Below are 21,511 nucleotides of genomic sequence, written 5' to 3'. Positions count from 1 at the left end.
GTCCCGGCCCGGATCCGTTGCACCTCACCGCGTGGTGGTGACCGTGGGGCTGCCGGGCCAGGTCGTCGTGGGGCGGAACGTCGTCGTGGCGGGCGTGGTGGTCGTCGGCGGGGACGTGGTCGTGGTCGGCGTGGTGGTCGTGGGCCGGAACGTCGTGGTCGGCGGCTCGGTGGTCGTGGTGACCGTCGGGCGCGGGTCGCCGGCGGGCACGCTCGTCGCCGGCCGGTCCTCCCCGCGCGGGCCGGGCACCAGCAGCAGGCTCGCCACGACCACAGCGAGCACCACGGCCACCCCGGTGACCAGCGGAGCGAACCGGCGCAGGGCGCGCGGGCGGGCGGCGGCGCGGGCGCGGATGGCCGGGCCGGTGAGGGTCGAGCGGACCCGGTCGGCGCGGGCGGCGAGCATGCGGCGCAGCTCGTCCTCGGTGTCAGTCATGGCCCCTCCACGCGTGTTCCGGCAGTGCCGACCGCAGCGCCGACAGGCCGCGGCTGACGTGCGCGCGGACCGTCGGCAGCCGGCACCCGAGCACCTCGGCGATCTCCGCGTCGGCCAGGTCCTCGTAGTAGCGCAGCACGACCGCCGCCCGTTGCTGCCGCGGCAACCCCTGGAGCAGCCGCCACAGCCGCTCGTCGCGCTCCCGGTAGGGCGGGTCGTGGTGGGCGCGGTCGGGCAGGTCGTCGCCCGCCGGCCGGACGTTGCGCGTGTGCCAGCGCCGCCGCCACGACAGGTACTCGTTGGTGACGGCCCGCCGGACGTACGCGTAGACCGGGCCGTCCAGCGAACCCCAGCGCTGGTAGACCCGGACCAGCACGTCCTGCACCAGGTCCTCCGCCTCGGCGCGGCTGCCCGACAGCAGCGCCGCGTACCGGACCAGCCCCTGCTGGTGCTCGTGGACGAACTCGTCGAAGGACGCCCCTTCGTCCAACACCGACCCCGTTCCTGTCGTGACACACCCCGGCACCACATACACGCGGCCCGCCGCGATCCTGTTGCACCGCTCGCTGACCAGGTCAAATACACCCGTTGCGGTGAAGTTTCCGGACGATCTCGCCGGCATACTCGATGTTGTGAGTACGCAACCACCGTTTCGCAGGCGCAGGCTCGGCCGCAAGCTGGCCCGCATGCGCGCCGACGCCCGACTGACCCTCGACGGCGCCGCCACCGCCCTGTTCAAGACCAAGTCCGCGCTCCACCGCATCGAGAAGGGGGAGACCCTGGTCGACCCGCACCTGGTGAAGTCGATGATGGACCTCTACGACCACTACGACCCGGACATCGTGCTGGAGGCCCTGCGCGCCCGGGAACGCGGGTGGTGGACGGCGCTCGGGGTCGAGGACCAGGGCTACATCGACGTCGAGACCGAGGCCGCCGAGGTCCGCGACGTGTCGCTGCTGCTGGTGCCCGGCCTGCTCCAGACCGCCGAGTACACGAGGGCGTTGTGCGCCGCGCGCCCGTTCCCCGGCGACCGGGAGCAGGACGAGCGCAACGTCCGGGCGCGGCAGGAGCGGCAGCGGCGGCTCACCGACCCCGACCACCTGCTGCGGCTGGAGGCGGTCGTGGACGAGGCGGCGCTGCGCAAGGGGCCGGGCGGTCGGGAGGTCATGCGCGCGCAGTTGGAGCACCTGCTGGAGGTGGCCGAACTGCCGAACGTGGGCTTCCGCGTGCTGGCCCACGAGGGCGGGGCGCACGGCGCGATGGGCGGCGGGTTCACGCTGCTGTCCTTCCCCGACCCGACCGACCCGCCGGTGCTGTACGTGGAGCACCCGTTCGGGGCCGTGCACATCGAGGACGAGGGGCTGACCATCGAGGCCAGGGTCGCGTTCGAGCACTTGACCACGCAGGCGCTGGGGTTGGACGAGTCGGTGGCCCTGGTCCAGCGGATCCTGGCGGAGTGAGGGGGTGTCCACCGTGCCCATCGTGTCCGGTGTGTCCACAGTGGATTCGGGGGAGTGGCGCAAGAGCAGCCGCAGCACCGCGGCCACCAACGCCAACTGCGTGGAGGTGGCGCGCGCGGGCGGGTCGGTGGGGGTGCGGGACTCGAAGAACCCCGCCACACCGCTGAGCTTCCCTGCGGCGCGGTGGGCGGCGTTCCTGCGGGGCGTGCGGTCCTGACCGGGTTTTCCCGGCTGTTCAAGCACACTTCGCCCGAACGGCCTTGGGTCGCGCGGCGGCGGCGTGCCACGGTGGTCGCATGCGGGCACTCGTGGTGGCGGTCGTCTCGGCGTTGCTGGTCCCCTTGCTGGTCCCCGGGTCGGCGAACGCCGGCGGACACCGGAAGTTCGACCTGCAGGCGCACCGCGGCGGGATCGGCCTGACCGTCGAGAGCACCCTGGCGGCGTTCGCGAAGGCGCTCGAACTCGGTGTCACCACGCTGGAGCTGGACGTCCAGATCACCAAGGACGGCCGCGAGGTCGTCACGCACGACCGCCGGACCAACCCGAACAAGTGCGTCGACACGGCGCCGGCGTTCCCCGGCGACCCGGCGTTCCCGTACGCGGGCAAGTACGTGAAGGACCTGACGTTCGCGCAGGTCCGGACGCTGGACTGCGGGTCGCGCCGGTGGTCGCAGTACCCGGACCAGGAACTGTCGCCGGGCGCGCGGATGCCCACCCTGGCGGAGGTCTTCGCCCTCGCGCGGGAGTACCGGGCGTTCACGGTGAAGTTCAACATCGAGACGAAGGTCGAAGCCGCCGCCCCCCACGAGACCGCGCCCCGCGAGCAGTTCGTGGAGGTGACCCGGCGCGAGATCCGCAAGTCGGGCTTCTACCGCAACGTGACCGTCCAGTCGTTCGACTGGGGCACGCTCATGCTGTGGCGCAAGGCCGAACCGGGTCTGCCGCTGGTGGCGCTGACCCAACCGGAGTTCCTGCGCCCGGGCTCCCCGTGGACCGGCGGCCTGGACCTGGCGGACTTCGGCGGCAGCGTGGTGAAGGCGGTCAAGTCGTTCGGCGCGACGGCCCTGTCCCCGGTGCACGGCAACCCGCAGAACGGCAAGGTCGGCGACCCGAACTACGTGCCGTTCACGACCAAGGCCTTGGTGGACGAGGCCCACGCCCACGGCCTGAAAGTCGTGCCCTGGACCATCAACGACCCGGCCACCATGCACAAGCTCATCGACGACGGCGTGGACGGCATCATCACCGACTACCCCAACCGCCTCCGCGACGTCATGTCCGACCGCGGCTACGAACTCCCAAGGCCCTTCAAGCGCCACTAGCCCACACACCGCCACCAACGCCACACCTCCCGCCACCGCCACGGACCGCGCGTCCGCCGGCCCTGCGCCCGCCGCGCCCCTCGGCCCGCCTGCCCGGCTCGCCGCCCCCACCCGCCTCCTGTGCCGCGGACCCCGCCCGTGTCGCGCCCAGCCGGCCCGCCGCGCACCTCGCCCGCCGGCCACCGCCCCGCCCGCCCCGGCCGACCCCGGCGATTTCCGCTCCCCGTGCAACGGTTCGCCCCGCTGCCGCGTTGAGGGGCGTGATCACGAGTCGGGAGAGTGCCGATGGAGTTCGCTGAGTACGTCGCCCGGCGGCGACCGGCCCTGATGCGGTTCGCCACCGTCCTCACCTGCCAGGCGTGGTTGGCCGAGGACATCGTCAGCGACGTCCTCGGGCGCGCGTTCGAGCGGTGGGAGCGGATTTCGCGGTTGGACGAGCCGCACGCCTACGTCCGGCGGATGGTCGTCAACGAGTACATGTCCTGGCGGCGGCGCCTCGCGCGGACCTCGCCGCGTGCCGAAGTGGCCGACACCGGGCTCGGGGACGGCGCCGACGAGCGCGCCGAGCGGGACGCCATGATCCGGCGGCTCGCCGCCCTGCCGCGCAGACAGCGGGCCGCCGTCGTCCTGCGCTACTACGCCGGGCTGCCCGACGCCGCGATCGCCGCCGAACTGGGCTGCCGCGTCACCACCGTGCGCAGCCAGATTTCCCGAGCCCTCGCCAGCCTGCGGGTCGACCTGACCACCAACCCCCACGCCTACCAGGAGACGAGATGAGCGACCTGCGTGCCCTGACCGACGCGTTCGGCGAGTTGGAGCGCCGCGCCGACGCCGTGACCGCCGGCTTGCCCCCGGAGGTGCCGCCGCGGGCCAAGTCCCGCCTGGTCCCCGTCGCCGTCGCCGCCGTCGTGGTCGCCGGCCTGGCCACCGCGACCGCCCTGCTCGTGCCGAACGACGACCCCGGCCGGCAGGAAGCCGCCGGGTCCACCACGACCGTCCAGACCACGCCCACGTCCACGACCGCCGCCCCCAAGAAGGCCCCCGAGACCCCCGAGGAGCTGATCGCGCGCTTCAAGGCGGTCCTCGGCGGCACCGCCACCTTCACCGTCACCGAGAGCGGCCCCGGCGTCTACCGGATGACCATGCCCCCGGCCCCGCCGAACGTGCCCAGGCCGACCGACGTCTCCCAGGGCATGGGCGAACCGGCCGGCGCGGCGCTGGTCGGCCAGTTGACCGCGGACGGCGTCACCGGCGGCTACGACCTCGTCGTCTACCCCGACAACGACCCCGCGCAGCAGCCCGCCCAGTGCGACCTGGCCGAGACGCCCGACTGCACCACCCGCACCCTGCCCGACGGCTCGACGCTCGCCACCGACCGGACCGCGCTCGTGGGCGGGGGCGTCACGCACCTGGCCCGGCTGCACCGCGCCGACGGGCTGTCGATCACCATCCACGTCAGCAACCGGGAGAACCCCAAGGGCATGGGCGGCCTGATCGGTGACCGGCCCCCGCTGACCGTTGACCGGCTGGTCGAGATCGTGACGTCCGACCTGTGGTGACTACGCCGAGGTGAGCGGCAGTTCGTGCAGGCCCCGGATCACGAACTCGGCCCGCCGCCGGGGCACGGCCGCCGCCTCGGCCTTGGGCAGCTTGCGGGTCAGCGCCGACAGGGCCGCCTGCACCTCGATGCGCGCCAGCGGCGCCCCGAGGCAGTAGTGGATGCCCATGCCGAAGCCCAGGTGCGGGTTGCGCTCCCGGCCCACGTCCAGCACGTCCGGGTCCGGGAACACCAGCGGGTCGCGGGCGGCGGCCCCGAGCAGGGCGGCGATCTTCGTGCCGGGCGCCACGGTGAACCCGGCGATCTCGACCGGCTCGGTGGCCGTCCGCTCGAACAGCTGGAGCGGGGAGTCGTAGCGGATCAGTTCCTCGACCGCCGTGGAGAGGAGGGACTGATCCGCTACGAGGCGTTCCCACTGCCCCCGGTGGGTCATCAGGGCGTGCACGCCGTTGCCGATGACGTTGACCGTGGCCTCGTGGCCCGCCATCAGCAGCAGGACGGCGGTCGCCACCAGCTCGTCCTCGGTGAGCTTCGCGCCGTCGGTGTCGGTGACGGCGACCAGGTCGGACACCAGGTCGTCGCCGGGGGACCGCCGGCGCAGCGCGACCAGGTCCCGCAGGTAGGCGACGAACTCGCCGGCCGCCCGCTCGGCCGCCGCCCGCTTGTCCTCGGGCAGGGCGTACTCGTACATCTTCACGATCGCGTTCGACCACGGCTGCAACAGCGGCCGGTCCGCGGTCGGCACGCCGAGCAGCTCCGCGATCACCTCGACCGGCAGCGGCGCGGCGACGTGCGCGAGCAGGTCCGCCCGGCCCTCGTCGGCGATCCGCGCGCACAGCTCGTCCACCAGCCGGTCGGCCAGCTCGGCGATCCACGGCCGCAGCCGCTCGACGTGCCCGCGCCCGAACGCCGCCGCGACCAGGCGGCGCAGCCGGCCGTGCGTCGGCGGCTCGTTCTCCAGCAGCGAGTTGCGGTGCAGCAGGTTGAAGTTGGCGAAGCTCTCGACGGGCTTGGCGTCCGACCAGATCCGGCCCAGCGAGCGGTGCTTGAGCACCGCCGAGGACGCCGCGTGCGACACCGCCAGCGCGATGCCCATCTCCTCGTGCCAGTGCACCTCGCCCCGCGCCCGCAGCGCGGCGAAGACGGGGTACGGATCGGCGATGAAAGCCGGATCGTGCTGGTCGAAGGGTGCCACGGTCACGGACGGTAGGTCTTGAGGTCGGCTCGCGTCCATTGGTGTGTGGTTGTTCTTTCAAACATTCAGGGAGCTGTGACATCACGTAGTCGAGTTGACCCGTTCGGTGCTCCACCAGGAGCATTCCCCGTTGTGTCGCCCGAAGTCGTCGCCCACCGCGGGGCCTCCGCCGCCCGTCCCGAGCACACCCTCGCCGCCTACGAGCTGGCGCTCGCGCAGGGTGCGGACGGGGTCGAGTGCGACGTCCGCCTGACCCGGGACGGCCACCTCGTGTGCGTGCACGACCGCACGATCAACCGCACCAGCGGCGGGTCCGGCGTGGTCAGCACGATGACGCTGGAGGAGCTGCGCCGCCACGACTTCGGCACCCGGCTCGGCGGCGAACCGGCCGAGGTGCTCACCCTGGAGGACCTGCTCGGCCTGGTCGCCGACTCCGGAGTTCGCCTGTTCGTGGAGACGAAACACCCGGTCCGGTACGGCAGCGAGGTGGAACGGCGACTGGTCGAGGTGTTGTCCAGGCACCGGGTGGACGCGGTGATGATGTCGTTCTCGCCGTGGGCGGTGCGGCGGTTCAAGGCCCTGGCCCCGGACGTGCCGACCGTGCTGCTGTTCGACCGGGTCTGGCCCCGGCGGCTGCCCGCGTTCGCCGATTACGCGGGACCGGGGGTGCACCTCCTCCGGCGGTACCCCGACCGGGGCGCCGGCAGTTACTGCTGGACGGTGGACGCGCCGGAGGACGTCGCGCTGTGCGTCGAACGCGGCGTGCGGTTCCTCGCGACCAACAACCCGGCGCGGACCCGCGGGATCGTGGGGGATAACTTGACGCCCGACCAGCCCTGAGGAGCTTTGAGGAGGCGGCGGTGGCGAAGCGGACGGCCGTGAAGACCAAGCCGGCGGACGGCGTCAACCCGCGGCAGCCCTGCCCGTGCGGGTCGGGCAAGCGCTACAAGGCGTGCCACGGCGCGGCGGGCGGCGCGGCGGACGTCATCGTGGCCCGGCCGTTCCAGGGCCTCGCGGCCGAGACCGAGCTGATCGCGCTGCGCGAGTTCGTGCCGTCCGCGACGGTGCGGCTGCCGCTCAAGGACGCCGGGCGCGAGGTCGTGCTCGCGTCGGTGCTGCCCATGGCCGCAGCCGCCCTGGTGCGCGCCGACGGCACCGCGTTCGTCGGCCTGCAGGTGCAGACCCGGTCCGGGGACCTGAGCCGCGACCTGGCCCGCGCCGTCCAGTGGGCGCTGACCGCCGAGACCGGCGAGGCGCTGCCCGTGGTGGGTGTGGACGACGGGTCGAACCCCGGCCGGCTTCAGGACCTGCTCGACGTGGACGCCACCATCACGCCCGAGCTGCACAAGGACTTCGCGTGGTGGATGCCGCCCGACCACGAGCCGACCGGTGACGTCGCCCTGTCCCTGGAGCGGGCCAACGCGGCGATCCTGCCCACCGAGCGGGTCGACGCGCCCGGCGTGCACGCCGCCTACTGGGTGGACGCGGGCGACAAGGCGCACCTGCGCTGGGTCCGCCCGGAGCCGGAGGAGAAGCTGCTCGCGGCGCTCGCGCGGCTGTCGGTCAAGGGCGAGCTGGACCTGGGCGAGGGCTCGCGGTACGCCGGGTCGTTCCGGGCGCACGGCCTGCTGGTGCCGGTGTGGGACCTCGACCGCGAGCTGCACTCCAGCGAGTGGGCCGGCCCCGCCGAGGCGCTGGGCAAGCGCCTGCTGGACGCCCTGGCGAGCCTGGACGACGAGCCGCTGACCGAGGCCGAGCGCCGGGCGCGGGACGGCCTGCGGGGCCGTCAGATCACCCTGCGCTGAGACGAGCCGTCCCCAGGGGAGTTGTCCCAGGGGAGTTGTCCCCAGGATGAGTTGTCCACAGTCGTCCCCTCGGTTGTCCACAGGAGGTTGTGGATAGATGCTGTTGCGGATCGCGTCGCGCGAGGAGTGGGCGCGCGCCCGTGAGGACGGCGCCATCCCGCTGGACCCGGACGGGTTCGTGCACTGCTCCGACCCCGGGACGGTGCACCTGCCCGCCAACCGGCTCTTCCGCGGGCGCGACGACCTCGTGCTGCTGATGATCGACCCCGAGGGCCTGCCGGTGCTGTGGGAACCGGGCGACGGCGACGAGGACGGGCCGTGGTTCCCGCACGTCTACGGCCCGGTCCCGGCCGACGCCGTGGTCGCGGTGCACGAGTTCAGCCCCGACTCGGACGGCTCGTTCCGCCCGTTGCCCGTTCTGTGACCTTCCGGCGGGCAACCGGCGGGCGCACGACCGCGTGAACCCACCGACGGCGCTCGGGGAGGTCGTCGGGAAGGGGAACGAGGTGACGGCGGTACTGCCTGCCGGGGCCGGCGTCCGGGGCGACTTCGGGGAGTTCGTCCGGGCCGCGCTGCCGGGCCTGCTGCGCTACGGGCACGCGCTGACCGGCAACCCGCACGACGCGGCCGACCTGGTCCAGTCCGTGCTGGAGAAGGTCGGCTCGCGGTGGTCCGCGGTGCTGCGCAAGGACGTCGACCCGCTCGCGTACACGCGGCGGGCGATGGCGAACACGCACATCAGCGTGTGGCGCAGGCTGCGCCGGGAGCGCCTCGTGGCCGACCTCCCCGACGTCGGCGTGGAGTCGACCGACCGCCTGGAGCACGAGCCGCTGTGGCAGGCCCTGCGCGACCTGCCGCCCCGGCAGCGGGCCGTGGTGGTGCTCCGGTTCTACGAGGGGCTGTCCGAGCAGGAGATCGCCGACTCGCTCGGCATCTCGCCGGGCACGGTGAAGAGCCAGAACAGCAAGGCGATGGCGTCCTTGCGCAGGAAGCTCGGGGAAGGCGGGTGAGCACGGTGGAGCTGGACGAGCGTTTGCGCGAGCTGTTCTCCGACGAACGGCTCGACCTGCCGGCGCCGGACGACGCGGTGCCGCGGATCGTGGGGGGCGCGCGGCGGCGGCGCCGGACCCGGGCGGCGGCGACGGGCGCGCTGGTGGTGGCCGCCGTGCTCGGCGGCGTGGTCGTGGCGCAGGGCCTGGCGGCGCGGGTGGCGTCCGAGCCGGGCACGCCGACGACGTCGGTGACGACGGTCCGGCCGCAGGCGCTGGAGCCGCCCGGCTACGGGTCGTTCCGGCTCGGCATGGCCGAGGACGAGGTGTCCCGGCACCACGGCTTCCAGGTGTCCCCGGTGGGGCCGTGCCGGCTCTACGCGGGCAGCGAGACCAGCTTCGACCTGCTGGTCTCACCGCGGGACGGGGTCACGTCGATCAGGCTGCCGGTCAACACGAAGACCCCGTCCGGCGTCGGCTACGGCAGCACGCTGGAGCAGTTGCGCCGGCCGTACCCCGACCTGGTGATGACCGGGGACCGCGCCGCGGTGGCGATGGCGTCAGACTGGGGGTACGTGTTCGAGTTCGAGCGCGGCGCGGTGGCGGTCACGCGGATCGAGAAGACCGGCGGCGAGTGCGGACAGGGTGGCTGATGAGGGCGTTGGCGGTGCTCGTGGTCGGGACCCTGCTGCTGGCCGGGTGCACGACCGCGCAACCGTCGCCCAGTTCGACCACGGCCGTCCCGGCGCGCACCGTCGTGGTGGACGACGTGCCGGTGCTCAACCCCGGCGGGTTGGGCAAGGTGCGGCTGGGGATGACCTTGGAGGAGCTGCGCGCCACCGGCGAGGTCGGCGAGCAGCTCGACGACTGGCCGCAGGCGAACTGCCCGGTCTACGAGCTCAAGCGCGCGAGCGGCTGGGTGGGGATCGACGGCGGCGTGGCGGTGGACCTGCGGCTGGAGGGCGGGGCGCGCACGCCGGAGGGCCTGCGGTTCGGCGAGTCGAGGCAGCGGCTCGAACAGCTGTACCCGACCGCCGAGCTGACCCCGCACGGGTACGTGCTGCCGGTGGCCGAGTCCCGGTTCTACTACTTCGGGTTCACCAACGCGGGTGACACGGTGAACGTGATGGGCCTGCGGCAGATCGGCTGCTTCCTCTAACGCTCGTCCGGGTGCAGTTCGACTAACGCTCGTCCGGGTGGAGTTCGAGCACCGCGTACCCGTCCCGGTCCTCGACGCGGGTCAGCCCGGCGCGTTCGGCGACCCGGATCGCCGCCGCGTTGCCCGGACGGGTCTCGCACCGCACCACCCGGTCCGGTCGGACCTCGCCGGCCGCCGCGACCGCTTCCCGCGCCACCTCCGTGGCGATGCCGAGGCCGTGGAAAGCGGGATCGACGCGGTAGTAGAGGTTCCACGCGTCGCCGTGCGGCTGGACACCGCCGAACCCGACCACCCGGCCGGCCGTTTCGACCGCCCAGTAGCCGAGTTCGCCCCGGTCCCACACGGCCGTGAAGCGGCTGAGGTACCGCGCCGACGCGGCTTCGTCCGCGGTGCGCCCTTCCGGAGCGCGCAAAGCGTTTTCGAGGGCGATGAACGCGGCCAGGTCGGACATCCGCACGCGCCGCAACGTGAGTCGCGCGGTCGTTCTCTCGAAATGCGCCATGTGGTGAAGGTAACTGCGTCGCGACGCGTTGTCGGGGCATTTCCGCCCCCCGACACGGCACCGCGCCGCCCCCGGGACCGGGAGCGGCGCGGAGAGGCCCGTGGGTTGTTACAGGGTGCCGCCGGCGGCGCGCGGCGCGGTCGGGTCGGCGCCCTCGCCGACGTGCTCGCGGGCCAGGAAGGTCTCCACGTGGAACAGGTTGCCGTCGGCGCGGTCCACGACGTTGAGCAGCGTGTTCATCGACGCGACCTCCTCGACCTGCTCCTTGAGGAACCACTGGAGGAACTGCTCGCCGAGGTAGTCGCCCTCGTCGCGGGCGGCCTTGGCCAGCGCCACGATCTGGTCGGTGACGGCCTTCTCCTGCTGGAGCGCCAGCTCGACCGGCTCGCGGGCGGTGGCGAAGTCGGTGCGCACCTCGTCCACGCCGGGGATCGTCACCTTGAGGTCGTTGTCCATCAGGTACTGGACGATCATCATGGCGTGGTTGCGCTCTTCCAGCGCCTGCTTGTAGAAGTGCGCGGCCAGGCGCGGCAGGTCGTTGCCGTCGAACCACACCGCGATGGCCACGTACTGCTGGGACGCGGTGAACTCGTTGCGCACCTGCGCCTGGAGCAGGTCGTGGAACTTGGACGTGCGGGACGGAATCTTCTTGACGTTGAGGGCCATGCCCCGAGATTAACCGAAACGGGTTGTTCCCGCATTCAAGGTAAGGCTCAGGAAATGTTTGGAAAGGGTTGCCTAAATTAGGCAACCCTTTCCGGGAATCACACCAGCGGAGCGCGGTCGATCGGGCACGACATGCACCGGGGGCCGCCGCGGCCCGAGCCCAGCTCCGACCCGGAGATCCGCAGCACCTCGATACCGGAGTCCTCCAGGCGCGCGTTGGTCTCGACATTGCGTTCATACGCCACCACGAGCCCGGGCGCGACCGCGAGCGTGTTGTTGCCGTCGTCCCACTGCTCGCGCTCGGCGGTCACCGCGTCCAGACCGGTGTCGATCACCCGCAGCCGCTCGATGCCCATCGCCTCGGCCGCCGCCTCCAGGAACGGCCGCCGGTCCTCGACCAGCACGCCGCCGTTGCCGTCGGAGCGGACGGGGTAGGCGAACAGGTTGTCCCGCACCGCCGGGTACATGACCACGGCGTCCCGGTCGACCATCGTGCACACGGTGTCCAGGTGCATGGTCGCCCGCTCCTGGGTGATCGGCACCGCCAGCACGGTGTGCGCGAGGCCGTCGGCCAGCGCCGACCGGGCGAACGACTCCGCGCCCGCCGGCGTGGTGCGCTCGCCGACGCCGATCGCCAGCACGCCCGGCGCGAGCAGCAGCACGTCACCGCCCTCGACCGGCGCGGAGTGCGCCCCGTACGCGCGGCCGGTCCTGCGGAACCGCGGGTGGTAGGCGTAGATCAGGTCCGTCAGCGCGGTCTCGCGGTCGCGCGCGGGCAGCGCCAGGGACGTGATCGCCACCCGGTCGCCCACCCACACCGACGAGTCGCGGGTGAACAGCAGGTTGGGCAGCGGGTCCACGGCGAAGTCGATCGGGTGGTGCATCTTGCGCACCAGCGACGCGCCCTCCGCGGCCGGCAGCTCCTCGAACGTCATGCCGGTCATCAGCGCCGTCGCGAGCTGCTCGGGGCCGATGGACGACAGGTGCGACCGCAGCGCGTCGGCCAGGTCGATGCCCAGCCGCCGCTCGTTCACCGCGCTGTGGATGCCCGCGATGCGCGCCCGGTCGTCGTGCAGCGCCGCCACCAGCAGGTCCGCCAGCAGCAGCACCTCGACCCCGCGCGAGCGCAGCACCTCGGCGAACGCGTCGTGCTCCTCCTGCGCCCGGTCCACCCACGGCACGCCGTCGAACAGGAGCTGGTCGTTGTTGCGCGGGGTCAGCCGCTTGAGCTCCAGGCCCGGGCGGTGCAGCAGCACCGTGCGCAGCGGGCCCACCTCGCTGTCCACCCTCGGCGCCGGGGCGGGCGCGGCGTCGACGGACTCCGTCTGAGTGATGTGCGCAGTCACATAGGCGAGGGTAACCCGACGGCGGCGAAACGTGCAGCTCTAAGTGGCCTAGATCAGCGAAACTCGATCGTATGAACGGCTGAACGCAGCGAATCGTTAAGCATTTCGCGGTCGCGAGGGGTGGAACGTTGCGTTGTGACGTGGACTGGGGCTGTCCCGATGTTCGGGGTGACTGGGATGATCGACGTCTCAACCGGGGAGGACACGCGTGTTCCACTTGACGATCGACGCGCCGGGCAGTGCCGCGTCCGCGACGAACATGCTGCTGGAGGAGTTGGTCCGGGGCGCCCGCGTGGACGCCCGGCACGCGCCGACGCCGCTGCCGGACGGCGCGAAGAGCGGCACCGGCATGGCCATCGCGGAACTGGTGGTCAACGGCGCGCTGCCCGCCGCCGTGGCCGCCGCCGTCGCGTCCGTCATCACGGCCTTCGTCCAGCGCGGCAGCGCCCGCAAGGTCACCATCAAGGTCGGCCAGGACTCGATCACCGTGCAGGGCGGCACCAAGGCCGACCAGAAGGCCCTGGTGCAGGCGTTCCTGGAGAAGCACGGCCCGACGGACGCCTGACGTGGGCCGCTACGCGTTGCTGGTGGCGACGGGCGAGTACGAAGACGCGCGGCTGAGCCGGTTGCGCGCGCCCTCGCAGGACGTGGAGCGGCTCGCTGCGCTGCTGGAGGACCCGGACGTCGGCGGCTTCGCGGGCGTCCGGGTCCTGCGCGACGCGGCCGACGACGAGATCCGCCGGGCCGTCGAGGACGTGCTCGCCTCGCGCACCCCCGACGACCTGGTCCTGCTCTACTTCTCGTGCCACGGGCTCACCACGCCCGCGCGCCGGCTGTACTTCGCCGCCGCCAACACCGTCCAGGACCGGCCCGCCGGCACGGCGATCCCGCGCTCGTTCCTCAACGAGCAGTTGGAGGACTGCCGGGCCGCCGGGCGCATCCTCGTGCTGGACTGCTGCTTCAGCGGCGCGTTCGTGGAGGGCTTCAAGGACGCCTCGGCGACCGTCCTGGACGACACCGCGCAGGGGTACGTGGTGCTGACCGCGTCCAACGCCTACGAGTACGCGTTCGAGCAGGACACCCTGTCGCTGGAAGCGCCGCGGGCGTCGCTGTTCACCGACGTGCTCATCGAGGGCCTGTCGAGCGGCGCGGCCGACCTCGACGGCGACGGGTGGGTGGACGTCAACGAGCTGTTCGGCTACGCGCACCGCGAGGTCCGCCGCCGGCGGCCCGACCAGACCCCGCAGTTCTTCGCCCAGGCGGGCGGGCCGCCGCTGCGCGTCGCGCGGGCCGGGCGGTCCGTGCCGACGGTGGTGCGGCGGTCGGCGTCCTACACGTCCGGGCAGTTGCTGGTGGCGCGCGGGTTCCGGGCGGCGGCCGAACCCGTGTGCCGGACCCTGGGACCGCTGGGGCGGCGGTCCGTGCTGTTCGTGCGCGGTGCGCCGGTCGAGCTGTCCGACGCCGCCGCCATCGCGGGCGCGTTCCAACCGGACGACCCGCGCGACTCGCTGGGCGCCTCCTACGTGCGGGAACTGATCGAAGAGGTGCACCGGGTGGCCGGCGACGGGGCCGCGTCGGCGGTCGCGGTGGCGCAGGGCGCGATCCTGCGGCTGGTCGAGGCCATGCGCGACGGCCACAACCCGGTCCGCCTCATGCACGGCGTCCGCGCGGCCGGGGCCCGAGCGGCGGACCTCATCGCCGACACCGCCCGCCCCCTGGGCAAGGACGACACCGCCCGCCTGGCCACGTCGTCCTCGGGCAGCGCGGAGATCGGCGAGGTCGTCGGCCGGGTCATGGCGGCGACCGGCCGGCGCGGCGCGCTGCTGGTCGAACCGACCCGGCGGTTCGGCCTGAGCTACGAGATCACCCGCGGCCTGCGCTTCGACCGCGGCTACGCCTCGCCGCACTCGGTCACCGACCGGACCCGCCGGGAGGCGGTGCTGGAGTCACCGCACGTCTTCCTCCACGCCGGCCGCCTCACCGCGGTGCCCGACGCGCTCACCAAGGTGTCCGGGAACCTGCTGGTGGTGTGCGAGGAGGTGTCGGACGCGGCGCTGCGGGACCTGGTGGTCCGCGGCAAGGTCGTGGTGACCGCGGCCAAGGACGTGCTGACCCGCCTGGCCGCCGTCGTCGGCGGACGCGTCCTCGACCCGGACCTGCTGATGTTCCGCGTCGGCCAGGCCGAGCTGGGCCGCGCGGCGAAGGCCGTGGTCTCCGAGAACTCCACCACGGTCCTCGGCCTGCCCGACGTCGGCGCCCGGGACCCGGAGGCCGACCCGGTGGCCGGCGTCATCCGCGCGCCCGCCGAGGACGTGGGCCGCGTCAGCGCGGCGGTCAGAACGGTGCGCGGCGCGGTCACCGCGGGCGTCCTGCGCGGCGCGGCGGTCGGCCTGCGCGAGGTGGGCGAACTCCTGTCCGCCGAAGCCACCGGCACCCCGGCCGAGGCCGCCGGCTGGCGGGCCCTGGCGGGCGCGCTGGCCGAACCGTCGAAGTGGATCGCCGAGAACGCGGCCGTGGCGGTCGAGGACCTCGACCCGACCCTGCTCGACTCGGCCGCCACCGCCCGCGCGGCCGTGGCGGCGGCCACCGCCACCGCGGCCCGCTTCCTGCTCGTCGCCTGAGGTCAGCTCGTCGCGGGCACGATGGCGGCGACCAGCACCACCGACACCGCCGCCTGCACCTCTTCGATCGCCTTGCGGGTCGCCTCGGCCGCCCACTCGCCCTCGGAGATCTCCTTCAGCCGCCGCTTCACGAGGTCGCGCGGCTGGTCGGAGAACACCTTCTTGTCGAACTGGACGGCCCTGATCAGCGCGCACAGCGCCGCCGTCCGCGGGTCCACCGGCCCGTCCGCGCCGACCGCGCGGGCCAGCCGCGCCCGGACCTCGGTCTCCAGCGGCGGCTCGACGCCGCCGGGGGACGGGAAGCGGGTGCGCGGGAAGACCAGCAGCACCTTGTCCTGCTCGCGGCGCAGCACGCCCGCCTCGGCCAGGCCGTCCAGGACCCGGTCGGTCAGGCCCTTGCTCAGCTTCTCCACCCACGCCTTGGGCTTGCGCAGCTTGTCGTCGGCGATCCGGGACAGGGCGTCGTCCAGCACGTCGTGCCCGATGCGCTCGGTGCTCAGCGCCACGACCTTCTTGTCGGCGACCTCGACCCGACCCGCGATCGCCAGCTCGACCAGCACCGCGCCGGCCAGGCCGTACCCGAGGGCGGGCTGGCCCAGCCGGCGCGTGCCGTCGTCGTCGTAGGCCAACAGCGCCAGTTCGTCGGCGAGAGTCAACATACGACCACGATAGGCGCTGATCAGACGATGAAGCGGGTGTCGGGGTGGCGCACCGGGCCGTGGTCGAACAGCCACCCGCCCCGGCGCTTGAGGTGCAGGTCGAAGAACCCGCCGAAGTACGCCCGCTGCGCGTCCATCGACCGTTGCGCGTCGATGGTGCCGATGACGCCCTTCCGCTTGTCCGGCGCGACCAGGTCACCCAGCTGCGCCACCGCGAACTGGAGGTCGGTGAAGCTCAGGTGCGCGGCCCCGTCGAAGTGCAGGTCCCGCTTCCAGCCCCGCTGGTTGGGCCAGAACTGGCCCCACGTCGGGTCGAACCCGGTCTCCAGGTGCGAGTGCGCGACGACCCGGCCGTCGACCTCGAAGTCCGCGCCGACCAGCATGAACGGGCGGTCCAGGCCGTGCTTCACGACCTCGCCGACCTCGTCGGAGCGCATGCCGCCGTCGACGTTGATCCCCGCGTCGAACCGCCGGTCGTGGTACATCGTCTCGCCCGAGGTGAACCCGCCGTACGAGTGCCCGTACACGCCGACGCGCGACAGGTCCAGCGCACCGGCCAGACCGCGCGGCAGCGGGTCGCCCTCCGCGTCCGGGTTCTCGCCGCGGTCCAGGCGCTCCAGCTGGTCGAGCACGAACCGCGCGTCCGCGACCCGCGTGTCGAGCGCCGTCTTCATGCCGGCGGGGCCGGGCTCGGTGACCGACCCGACCACGACCCGCCCGCCCGGGAACTCGACCAGGGCCGCCTCGTGCGTGTGCGAGACGGACACGACGACGTAGCCGCGGCTGGCCAGGTCGTCGGTGAGCGCCGCGTTCAGCTCCCGCATGCTGCCGAAACCGTGCGAGAACACGACGACCGGCCAGTCACCGCGCAACGCCTTCGCGCCGGTGCGCGTGTGCCGCTTGGTCGCGGTCCACTCCACCGAGCCCGGCGGCACGCCCAGCAGGTCCGGGCTGACCGCGAACTGCTCCATGGCCGCGGCGGCGGTCGGCGTCAGCCACGGGGCGCGGTCGCCGTCGCGGTGCGCCGGGTAGGTGACGGTCACCATCAGCTCGCGCTTCTCGGCCGGGAACCACGGGTCCTGGCGCGCGTCGATCAGGTGCAGGTCGGTGGTGCCGACCGGGTAGTGGCCGGTCAACGCCGGCATGGTGATCTTCGCGGGTGCGGCTTCGGCCGACGCCGACGCCGGTGGCGCGAGCAGCGTGGCGGCGATCGCGACCCCCGCGACGAGGGCCGGCACGCGTCTGTTCACTGTGGACAACTTCCCCTCCTTGCCGGATGGCGGCACGGCCCATGCTGGCAGGGGAGGCCGGGGTGACGCGTCTTCCTGGCGGTGGAGATCGGCGTCCTCCCACGGGATGATCTACGGCAGCCAGGAGACGGTTCCGCGCAGCGCGGTGTACCCGACGAAAGCGACCACGTCGAGCAACGTGTGCGCGATGACCAGCGCCCACAGGCGGTTCGTGCGCTGCCAGACCTTGCCGAACACCAGGCCCATCACCACGTTGCCGATGAACCCGCCGAACCCCTGGTAGAGGTGGTAGGAGCCGCGCAGCACGGCGCTGACCAGCAGTGCCGTGTTGTCCTTGAGCCCGAGTTGCCTGAGCCGGGTCAGCAGGTAGCCGACGACCAGCACCTCCTCGGCCCACGCGTTGCCCGCGGCGGACAGGACGAGCACGACGCTGCGCCACCACGACTCGTCCAAAGTGGACGGCAGGACGGCGAGGTTGAGGCCGAGGTTCCACGCGATCAGGTAGAAGACCAGGCCCGGGATGCCGATGACCGCGGCCAGGGCCGTGCCGCCGAGGAAGTCCTTGCCGGGCCGCGTCCGGTCGAGCCCGATGGACCGCAGCGCGATCCCGCCGCGCCACAACAGGTACGCGCCGAGCCCGCCCCACGCCGCCAACTGGAGCACGCTGAGCAATTGCGCGATCAGGTCCAGCAGGTCGAACCGGGCCTGCGGGACGTTGATCGCGACCGATTGCTGGTTGAGCGGCTTGGGCTGGAGCAGGCTGTCCAGCAGCCGCACCAGGCTCCGCAACCCGGACAGGCCGAGCGTGACGGCGAAGACCAGCAGCAGCTCGACCTTGTGGGCGGTGCGTTCCTCCGGGATCACCCGCGCAGGTTAACGGCGTTGCGCCAGGAAGGGGCAGCCCATCAGCCGGCGCAGCTCGACGGCCAACTCGTTCGACGTCGACACCGGCCGCGAGAACGCGATCCGCACGTCGTGGTCGGAGTCCGCGGCCTCCACCCGCAGCCGCAACCCGAACCGGTCCAGGCCGAGCGGCCGGACGTGCCCGCCGCGCAGGTCGTCGGGCAGGTGCTGGGCGAGCAGGCCGACGACGTCCCGGTGCGACAGCTCCAGGTGCCGCAGCCAGTGGTCCTCCTGCCGGTGGAACGGGTCCGGGTCGGCCTGCGCGAACAGCTCCGGGCGCAGCGAGGTGGTGCCCTCGGCGTCCGCGACGACCAGGCTCGCCGGGCACAGCCGCAGCACGGACGCGCCGTGGCCGACGTCCAGCAGGCGCGGGTCGGGGCGCTCGTCGGCGACCTCCAGGCACGCCGCGCGAGCCTCGTGCGGGTCCATCGTGCGCAGCCAGCCGGTCACCCAGAGCAGACCGCGGACCGGCTCGCGCAACGGCACGGCGGCGTGGTCGGCGACCTCCAGCATGGCCGTGATCTCGCCGCCCTCGGCCGCCTTGGTGAGCGGGTGGTCGTCCGGCAGCAGGATCGTCGCGTCACCGCGGGCGTGCACGTGGTGCAGCAGCGGCGTCACGCGGTTCTCCGTGCCGTCCGACGGCAGCAGCGCGGCGCGGCCACCGCGCGCGGCGATCGTCCGCGCACGCTCCGCGGGGTGCGGCGCGGGCGGTCGGCGGTTGTCGGTCACCGTTCACCTCCCCAACTTAGGGGAGCCTAACTTGGAGGTGCGCGTGCGGGGAAGTCCCACGAACGGATGTCCCGCTTCGTGGTCGCCCGCAGACGGGGAGTGGCGGACACGGAGTGGCAGACGGGGAGTGGTCGGAGGTCGTAGCCTCGTCGGTCGTGGCCCGCGCGCGTGGCGGAGGTGGCCAGTGGTCGTGCCGAACAAGCCGTCCACCGAGGGGTCGGCGCTCGACGACGAGTGGACCCGGTACTGCCTGGAGATCGCGGGGCGGCGGGCGTTCGGCTGGGTCGTGCTGGGTGTGCTGGCGTTCGTGGGCCAGTTGCTGCTGGTCTTCCTGGCCCCGGTGCCCGACCTGCCCCTGGTGCTCCTGGTCTTCTCGACGGTGGTCCTGTCAGCGGCATTGCGCCGCCGCCGCCCGGCCGCGCCGATCCTGGCGGGTCGCGAGTGGCGGTATGTCAGGGTGCACTGGCGCAACGGCTTGCTGGTCGTGCACGGCGAGCGGCCGTTGGTCCTGGACATCGCGGCCGGACCGCTGGCCCGGGGCCGGATCAGCCGCCACCGGCGAGCGTGGCTCGTGCCACCGGACCGAGCGGGGAACACGGTGGTCACCTTCAGAGGCATCCCGCACCTCTTCCCAGCCCAAGCCCGCCGCCGCTGACGCCAACTCCCACCCACCCCATCCCCGCCGCGCCGTCCGCCGTGCCCGCCCCCGCCGCCGCATCGCCCGCCGCATCGCCCGCCGCGCCGCTCACTCGCCCCGCCGCGCCGCCCTCGCCTCGCTGCGCCCGCGCCCGCCGCGCCAGCGCCCGCCGCGCCAGCGCCCGCCGCGCCAGCGCCCGCCGCGCCAGCGCCCGCCGCGCCAGCGCCCGCCGCGCCAGCGCCCGCCGCATCGCAGCCCGCCGCCGCGCCCGCCGCACCACCGCATGGGCTGCCGCTGCCCGCCGTCCCTCCAGCGGCCCGCCGTCGCAGCAACACCTCGGTCAGCCGTAGCCGTTGAGAGGTATCTCTCGCGGGTTTCGGTGATCATTTGTTCGGCTATCCCGGCTGGAAGAGGCTATTTCTGGTTGTGTGGGAGCAGTGGTGGGCGAGGAGTGGACGCGGCGGTGTCTGGTTCGGGCGGACCGGCGGGCGGTCGGGTTCGTCGGGCTCGCGGTGCTCTCGTTCGCCGTGTTGTGGCTGGTGTCGGTGTGGATCGGCTCGAAGTGGGTCTTCGTGTTGATCCCGCTGTGCATCGAGTTCGCGGTGCCCGGGTTGCGGCACTTCGTGTGCCGGCGCAAGGTCCGGCGGCTCGCCGAGGACTACGCGTGGCACCCGGTGAGCGTGTCGTTCGTGCCCGGCCGGACGCGGATCGGGCGGCAGGCGTACCTGGAGACCGAAGGCTCCGACCGGACCTTCCTGCGGCTGCCCGAAATGCCCGAACGCGCGCGTGAGGACGTCCGCCGCACCGGCAAGTTGTGGCTCGCCGGCCCCGACGACCGCGGGCGCACGGCCGTGCTGACGCCCGAGACGCCGTTCGTCACCCTCGGTCGCGTCGTGATCCGGTGATCTGACGGCCTGTCAGCGGCCGACGGCGATTTCGTTGCGCTCCGCCCACGCCGTGACGTCCTCCTTGCGGAGGGCGGTCGCCAGCAGGTCCGGAAAGCGGTCCGGGGTGCACGCGAAGGCCGGCGCGCCCAGTTCCGACAGCTTCGCCGCCAGCTCGTGGTCGTACGCCGGGGTGCCGCTGTCCGACAGCGCGAGCAGCACGACCACCGTCACCCCGCTTTGCACCAGCTCACGCACGCGGCGCTGGAGTTCGCGCGCGACCCCGCCCTCGTACAGGTCGCTGATCAGCACCATCACCGTGTCCGTGGGCCGCCGCACCAGCGACTGCCCGTACGCGACCGCGCGGTTGATGTCCGTTCCGCCGCCGAGTTGCGTCGCGAACAGCAGGTCCACCGGGTCCTTCAGGTCGTCGGTCAGGTCGACGACCTCGGTGTCGAACACGACCAGCTTCGTGTCGACGGCCCGCAGCGACGCGAGCGACGCCCCCATCACCGCCGAGTAGACGACCGATTCCGCCATCGACCCCGACTGGTCGACCAGCAGGATCACGTCCTTGAGCGACGCCGCCCGGCTGCGCCGGGTGTTGCCCTTCAGGTCCTGGACGACGACCGTGCGCTGTTCCGGTTGGTAGTGCTTGAGGTTGGCGCGGATCGTGCGGGCCCAGTCGACGTCGCTCAGGCGCGGGCGGTTGGTGCGCCTGGCGTGGTCGATCGCGCCGTGGACGGCGTCGAGCAGGCGTTCGGCCAACCGGCGCTCGATGTCCTCAACCACCTTCCGCACGACCGCGCGGGCCGTTTCGCGGGTGCGGGCCGGGATGGCGCCGGACAGGGAGATCAGCGTCCCGACGAGGCTCACGTCCGGCTCGACGCTCTTGAGCAGCTCGGGTTCCAGGAGCAGTTGGCGCAGGCCCAGGCGGTCGACGGCGTCTTTCTGCATGACCTGCACGACGGAGGTCGGGAAGTACGTGCGGATGTCGCCCAGCCACCGGTGCAGGACGGGCGACGAGCCACCCAGCCCGGCACTGCGCTTGCCACTCCCGTCGGGGGCGTCGGTGGCCGACACGGGCGCGCCGCCGCCGTAGAGGCCGGTGAGGGCGGAGTCCCGACGGCGGTCGTCCTCGCCGAGATCGCCCAGGTCGCCCGCCGCACCGCCGAGCAGCAGACGCCACCTCCGCAAGCGCTCCCGATCGGAATCCGGTGAGCCTGCGGAACCCGGTGAGTCCGGGGAGCCCGTGGAACCCGGCGAGCCCGCGGAGGGCGGTGAGTCCGGGGAGCCCTGTGAACTTGGGGAGCCCTGTGAAGCCGGGGAGCCGGCGGAGGGGGGCGGCGTGCCGGTGGCGGCTGGGCTGGTGGCGGTTGGGCTGGTGGCGG

Annotated in this window: 27 protein-coding genes; 15 read left to right on the top strand and 12 right to left on the bottom strand. The window is 73.1% G+C overall.

The window, feature by feature from the left end; all coding sequences use genetic code 11:
* Positions 1–24: 24 nt before the first annotated feature.
* Positions 25–435 carry a hypothetical protein gene (locus ABD126_RS11215; RefSeq protein WP_343933703.1) on the bottom strand — a complete coding sequence of 137 codons (411 nt, stop codon included), beginning with the start codon at positions 433–435 and terminating at the stop codon, positions 25–27.
* Positions 428–928, bottom strand: a complete 501-nt coding sequence (locus tag ABD126_RS11210; protein ID WP_343933702.1) for an RNA polymerase sigma factor — start codon at positions 926–928, stop codon at positions 428–430. The genes ABD126_RS11215 and ABD126_RS11210 overlap by 8 nt, the downstream gene beginning before the upstream one ends.
* Positions 929–1,067: 139 nt before the next feature.
* Here ABD126_RS11210 and ABD126_RS11205 point away from each other — a divergent pair, with 139 nt between their 5' ends.
* The 5 genes from ABD126_RS11205 to ABD126_RS11185 all read left to right on the top strand — a co-directional run bounded on the left by ABD126_RS11205 (position 1,068) and on the right by ABD126_RS11185 (position 4,776).
* On the top strand, positions 1,068–1,895 hold the full coding sequence (locus tag ABD126_RS11205) for a helix-turn-helix domain-containing protein (protein WP_343933700.1): 828 nt from the start codon (positions 1,068–1,070) through the stop codon (positions 1,893–1,895).
* A 31-nt stretch (positions 1,896–1,926) separates the two neighbouring features.
* Entirely contained in the window at positions 1,927–2,112 is a 186-nt protein-coding gene (locus ABD126_RS11200) for a DUF397 domain-containing protein (protein WP_343933699.1), read from the top strand.
* 79 nt (positions 2,113–2,191) lie between these two features.
* Positions 2,192–3,217, top strand: a complete 1,026-nt coding sequence (locus tag ABD126_RS11195; protein ID WP_343933698.1) for a glycerophosphodiester phosphodiesterase — start codon at positions 2,192–2,194, stop codon at positions 3,215–3,217.
* A gap of 285 nt (positions 3,218–3,502) precedes the next feature.
* Positions 3,503–3,994: a SigE family RNA polymerase sigma factor gene (locus tag ABD126_RS11190; protein WP_425542785.1), complete on the top strand. Its 492-nt coding sequence runs from the start codon at positions 3,503–3,505 to the stop codon at positions 3,992–3,994.
* The gene (locus ABD126_RS11185; protein WP_343933696.1) at positions 3,991–4,776 is read left to right on the top strand and encodes a hypothetical protein; all 786 of its coding nucleotides are present in this window, start codon (positions 3,991–3,993) and stop codon (positions 4,774–4,776) included. Before ABD126_RS11190 ends, ABD126_RS11185 begins: the two co-directional genes overlap by 4 nt.
* Here ABD126_RS11185 and ABD126_RS11180 read toward each other — a convergent pair whose 3' ends face one another.
* Complete coding sequence (locus tag ABD126_RS11180; protein ID WP_343933695.1) at positions 4,777–6,009, bottom strand: cytochrome P450; 1,233 nt, start codon at positions 6,007–6,009, stop codon at positions 4,777–4,779.
* A gap of 93 nt (positions 6,010–6,102) precedes the next feature.
* Between ABD126_RS11180 and ABD126_RS11175 the strand changes: the two genes are divergently transcribed.
* The 6 genes from ABD126_RS11175 to ABD126_RS11150 all read left to right on the top strand — a co-directional run bounded on the left by ABD126_RS11175 (position 6,103) and on the right by ABD126_RS11150 (position 9,923).
* Positions 6,103–6,810, top strand: coding sequence for a glycerophosphodiester phosphodiesterase family protein (locus tag ABD126_RS11175; protein ID WP_343933694.1), 708 nt, complete (start codon positions 6,103–6,105; stop codon positions 6,808–6,810).
* A gap of 20 nt (positions 6,811–6,830) precedes the next feature.
* On the top strand, positions 6,831–7,775 hold the full coding sequence (locus tag ABD126_RS11170; protein WP_343933693.1) for a DUF5926 family protein: 945 nt from the start codon (positions 6,831–6,833) through the stop codon (positions 7,773–7,775).
* Positions 7,776–7,872: 97 nt separating this feature from the next.
* Positions 7,873–8,199 carry a DUF952 domain-containing protein gene (locus tag ABD126_RS11165; RefSeq protein ID WP_343933692.1) on the top strand — a complete coding sequence of 109 codons (327 nt, stop codon included), beginning with the start codon at positions 7,873–7,875 and terminating at the stop codon, positions 8,197–8,199.
* A gap of 82 nt (positions 8,200–8,281) precedes the next feature.
* Positions 8,282–8,785, top strand: coding sequence for a SigE family RNA polymerase sigma factor (locus tag ABD126_RS11160; protein ID WP_343933691.1), 504 nt, complete (start codon positions 8,282–8,284; stop codon positions 8,783–8,785).
* Positions 8,782–9,417 (top strand): hypothetical protein, encoded by a 636-nt coding sequence (locus ABD126_RS11155; RefSeq protein ID WP_343933690.1) that lies wholly within the window; start codon positions 8,782–8,784, stop codon positions 9,415–9,417. Before ABD126_RS11160 ends, ABD126_RS11155 begins: the two co-directional genes overlap by 4 nt.
* Positions 9,417–9,923, top strand: coding sequence for a hypothetical protein (locus tag ABD126_RS11150; protein WP_343933689.1), 507 nt, complete (start codon positions 9,417–9,419; stop codon positions 9,921–9,923). Before ABD126_RS11155 ends, ABD126_RS11150 begins: the two co-directional genes overlap by 1 nt.
* A 22-nt stretch (positions 9,924–9,945) precedes the next feature.
* Here the strand turns inward: ABD126_RS11150 and ABD126_RS11145 are convergent, their stop codons facing one another.
* The 3 genes from ABD126_RS11145 to ABD126_RS11135 all read right to left on the bottom strand — a co-directional run bounded on the left by ABD126_RS11145 (position 9,946) and on the right by ABD126_RS11135 (position 12,437).
* Positions 9,946–10,425 (bottom strand): GNAT family N-acetyltransferase, encoded by a 480-nt coding sequence (locus ABD126_RS11145; protein WP_343933688.1) that lies wholly within the window; start codon positions 10,423–10,425, stop codon positions 9,946–9,948.
* A 108-nt stretch (positions 10,426–10,533) separates the two neighbouring features.
* Positions 10,534–11,091, bottom strand: coding sequence for a ferritin (locus ABD126_RS11140; protein ID WP_343933687.1), 558 nt, complete (start codon positions 11,089–11,091; stop codon positions 10,534–10,536).
* 98 nt (positions 11,092–11,189) lie between these two features.
* Positions 11,190–12,437 (bottom strand): arginine deiminase, encoded by a 1,248-nt coding sequence (locus ABD126_RS11135; RefSeq protein WP_343933686.1) that lies wholly within the window; start codon positions 12,435–12,437, stop codon positions 11,190–11,192.
* A gap of 208 nt (positions 12,438–12,645) precedes the next feature.
* Between ABD126_RS11135 and ABD126_RS11130 the strand changes: the two genes are divergently transcribed.
* Positions 12,646–13,002, top strand: coding sequence for a hypothetical protein (locus ABD126_RS11130; protein WP_343933685.1), 357 nt, complete (start codon positions 12,646–12,648; stop codon positions 13,000–13,002).
* A gap of 1 nt (position 13,003) precedes the next feature.
* Positions 13,004–15,058, top strand: coding sequence for a caspase, EACC1-associated type (locus ABD126_RS11125; protein ID WP_343933684.1), 2,055 nt, complete (start codon positions 13,004–13,006; stop codon positions 15,056–15,058).
* Between the two features lie 2 nt (positions 15,059–15,060).
* On the opposite strand, the gene ABD126_RS11120 is transcribed toward ABD126_RS11125, so the two are convergent.
* The 4 genes from ABD126_RS11120 to ABD126_RS11105 all read right to left on the bottom strand — a co-directional run bounded on the left by ABD126_RS11120 (position 15,061) and on the right by ABD126_RS11105 (position 18,599).
* Positions 15,061–15,717, bottom strand: a complete 657-nt coding sequence (locus ABD126_RS11120; RefSeq protein WP_343933683.1) for a GOLPH3/VPS74 family protein — start codon at positions 15,715–15,717, stop codon at positions 15,061–15,063.
* A gap of 20 nt (positions 15,718–15,737) precedes the next feature.
* Complete coding sequence (locus ABD126_RS11115; protein ID WP_343933682.1) at positions 15,738–16,967, bottom strand: alpha/beta hydrolase family protein; 1,230 nt, start codon at positions 16,965–16,967, stop codon at positions 15,738–15,740.
* Between the two features lie 111 nt (positions 16,968–17,078).
* Entirely contained in the window at positions 17,079–17,831 is a 753-nt protein-coding gene (locus ABD126_RS11110) for a CPBP family intramembrane glutamic endopeptidase (protein ID WP_343933681.1), read from the bottom strand.
* 9 nt (positions 17,832–17,840) lie between these two features.
* On the bottom strand, positions 17,841–18,599 hold the full coding sequence (locus ABD126_RS11105) for a DUF2470 domain-containing protein (RefSeq protein WP_343933680.1): 759 nt from the start codon (positions 18,597–18,599) through the stop codon (positions 17,841–17,843).
* A 190-nt stretch (positions 18,600–18,789) separates the two neighbouring features.
* On the opposite strand from ABD126_RS11105, the gene ABD126_RS11100 reads away from it, so the two are divergent.
* Positions 18,790–19,254 (top strand): hypothetical protein, encoded by a 465-nt coding sequence (locus ABD126_RS11100; RefSeq protein WP_343933679.1) that lies wholly within the window; start codon positions 18,790–18,792, stop codon positions 19,252–19,254.
* Here ABD126_RS11100 and ABD126_RS11095 read toward each other — a convergent pair.
* On the bottom strand, positions 19,208–19,486 hold the full coding sequence (locus ABD126_RS11095) for a hypothetical protein (RefSeq protein WP_343933678.1): 279 nt from the start codon (positions 19,484–19,486) through the stop codon (positions 19,208–19,210). The two genes, ABD126_RS11100 and ABD126_RS11095, sit on opposite strands and share 47 nt — an antisense overlap.
* A 178-nt stretch (positions 19,487–19,664) precedes the next feature.
* On the opposite strand from ABD126_RS11095, the gene ABD126_RS11090 reads away from it, so the two are divergent.
* A complete protein-coding gene (locus ABD126_RS11090) occupies positions 19,665–20,141 on the top strand; it encodes a hypothetical protein (RefSeq protein ID WP_343933677.1) in 477 nt (158 codons plus the stop codon).
* A 12-nt stretch (positions 20,142–20,153) separates the two neighbouring features.
* On the opposite strand, the gene ABD126_RS11085 is transcribed toward ABD126_RS11090, so the two are convergent.
* A complete protein-coding gene (locus ABD126_RS11085; protein WP_343933676.1) occupies positions 20,154–21,317 on the bottom strand; it encodes a vWA domain-containing protein in 1,164 nt (387 codons plus the stop codon).
* Positions 21,318–21,511: the final 194 nt, after the last annotated feature.

It is taken from the genome of Saccharothrix mutabilis subsp. mutabilis, assembly GCF_039521145.1.
GTDB classification, from domain to species: domain Bacteria; phylum Actinomycetota; class Actinomycetes; order Mycobacteriales; family Pseudonocardiaceae; genus Actinosynnema; species Actinosynnema mutabilis.
Note: the sequence above shows the minus strand (reverse complement) of the source record. Positions and strands in the feature narration are given on the sequence as shown.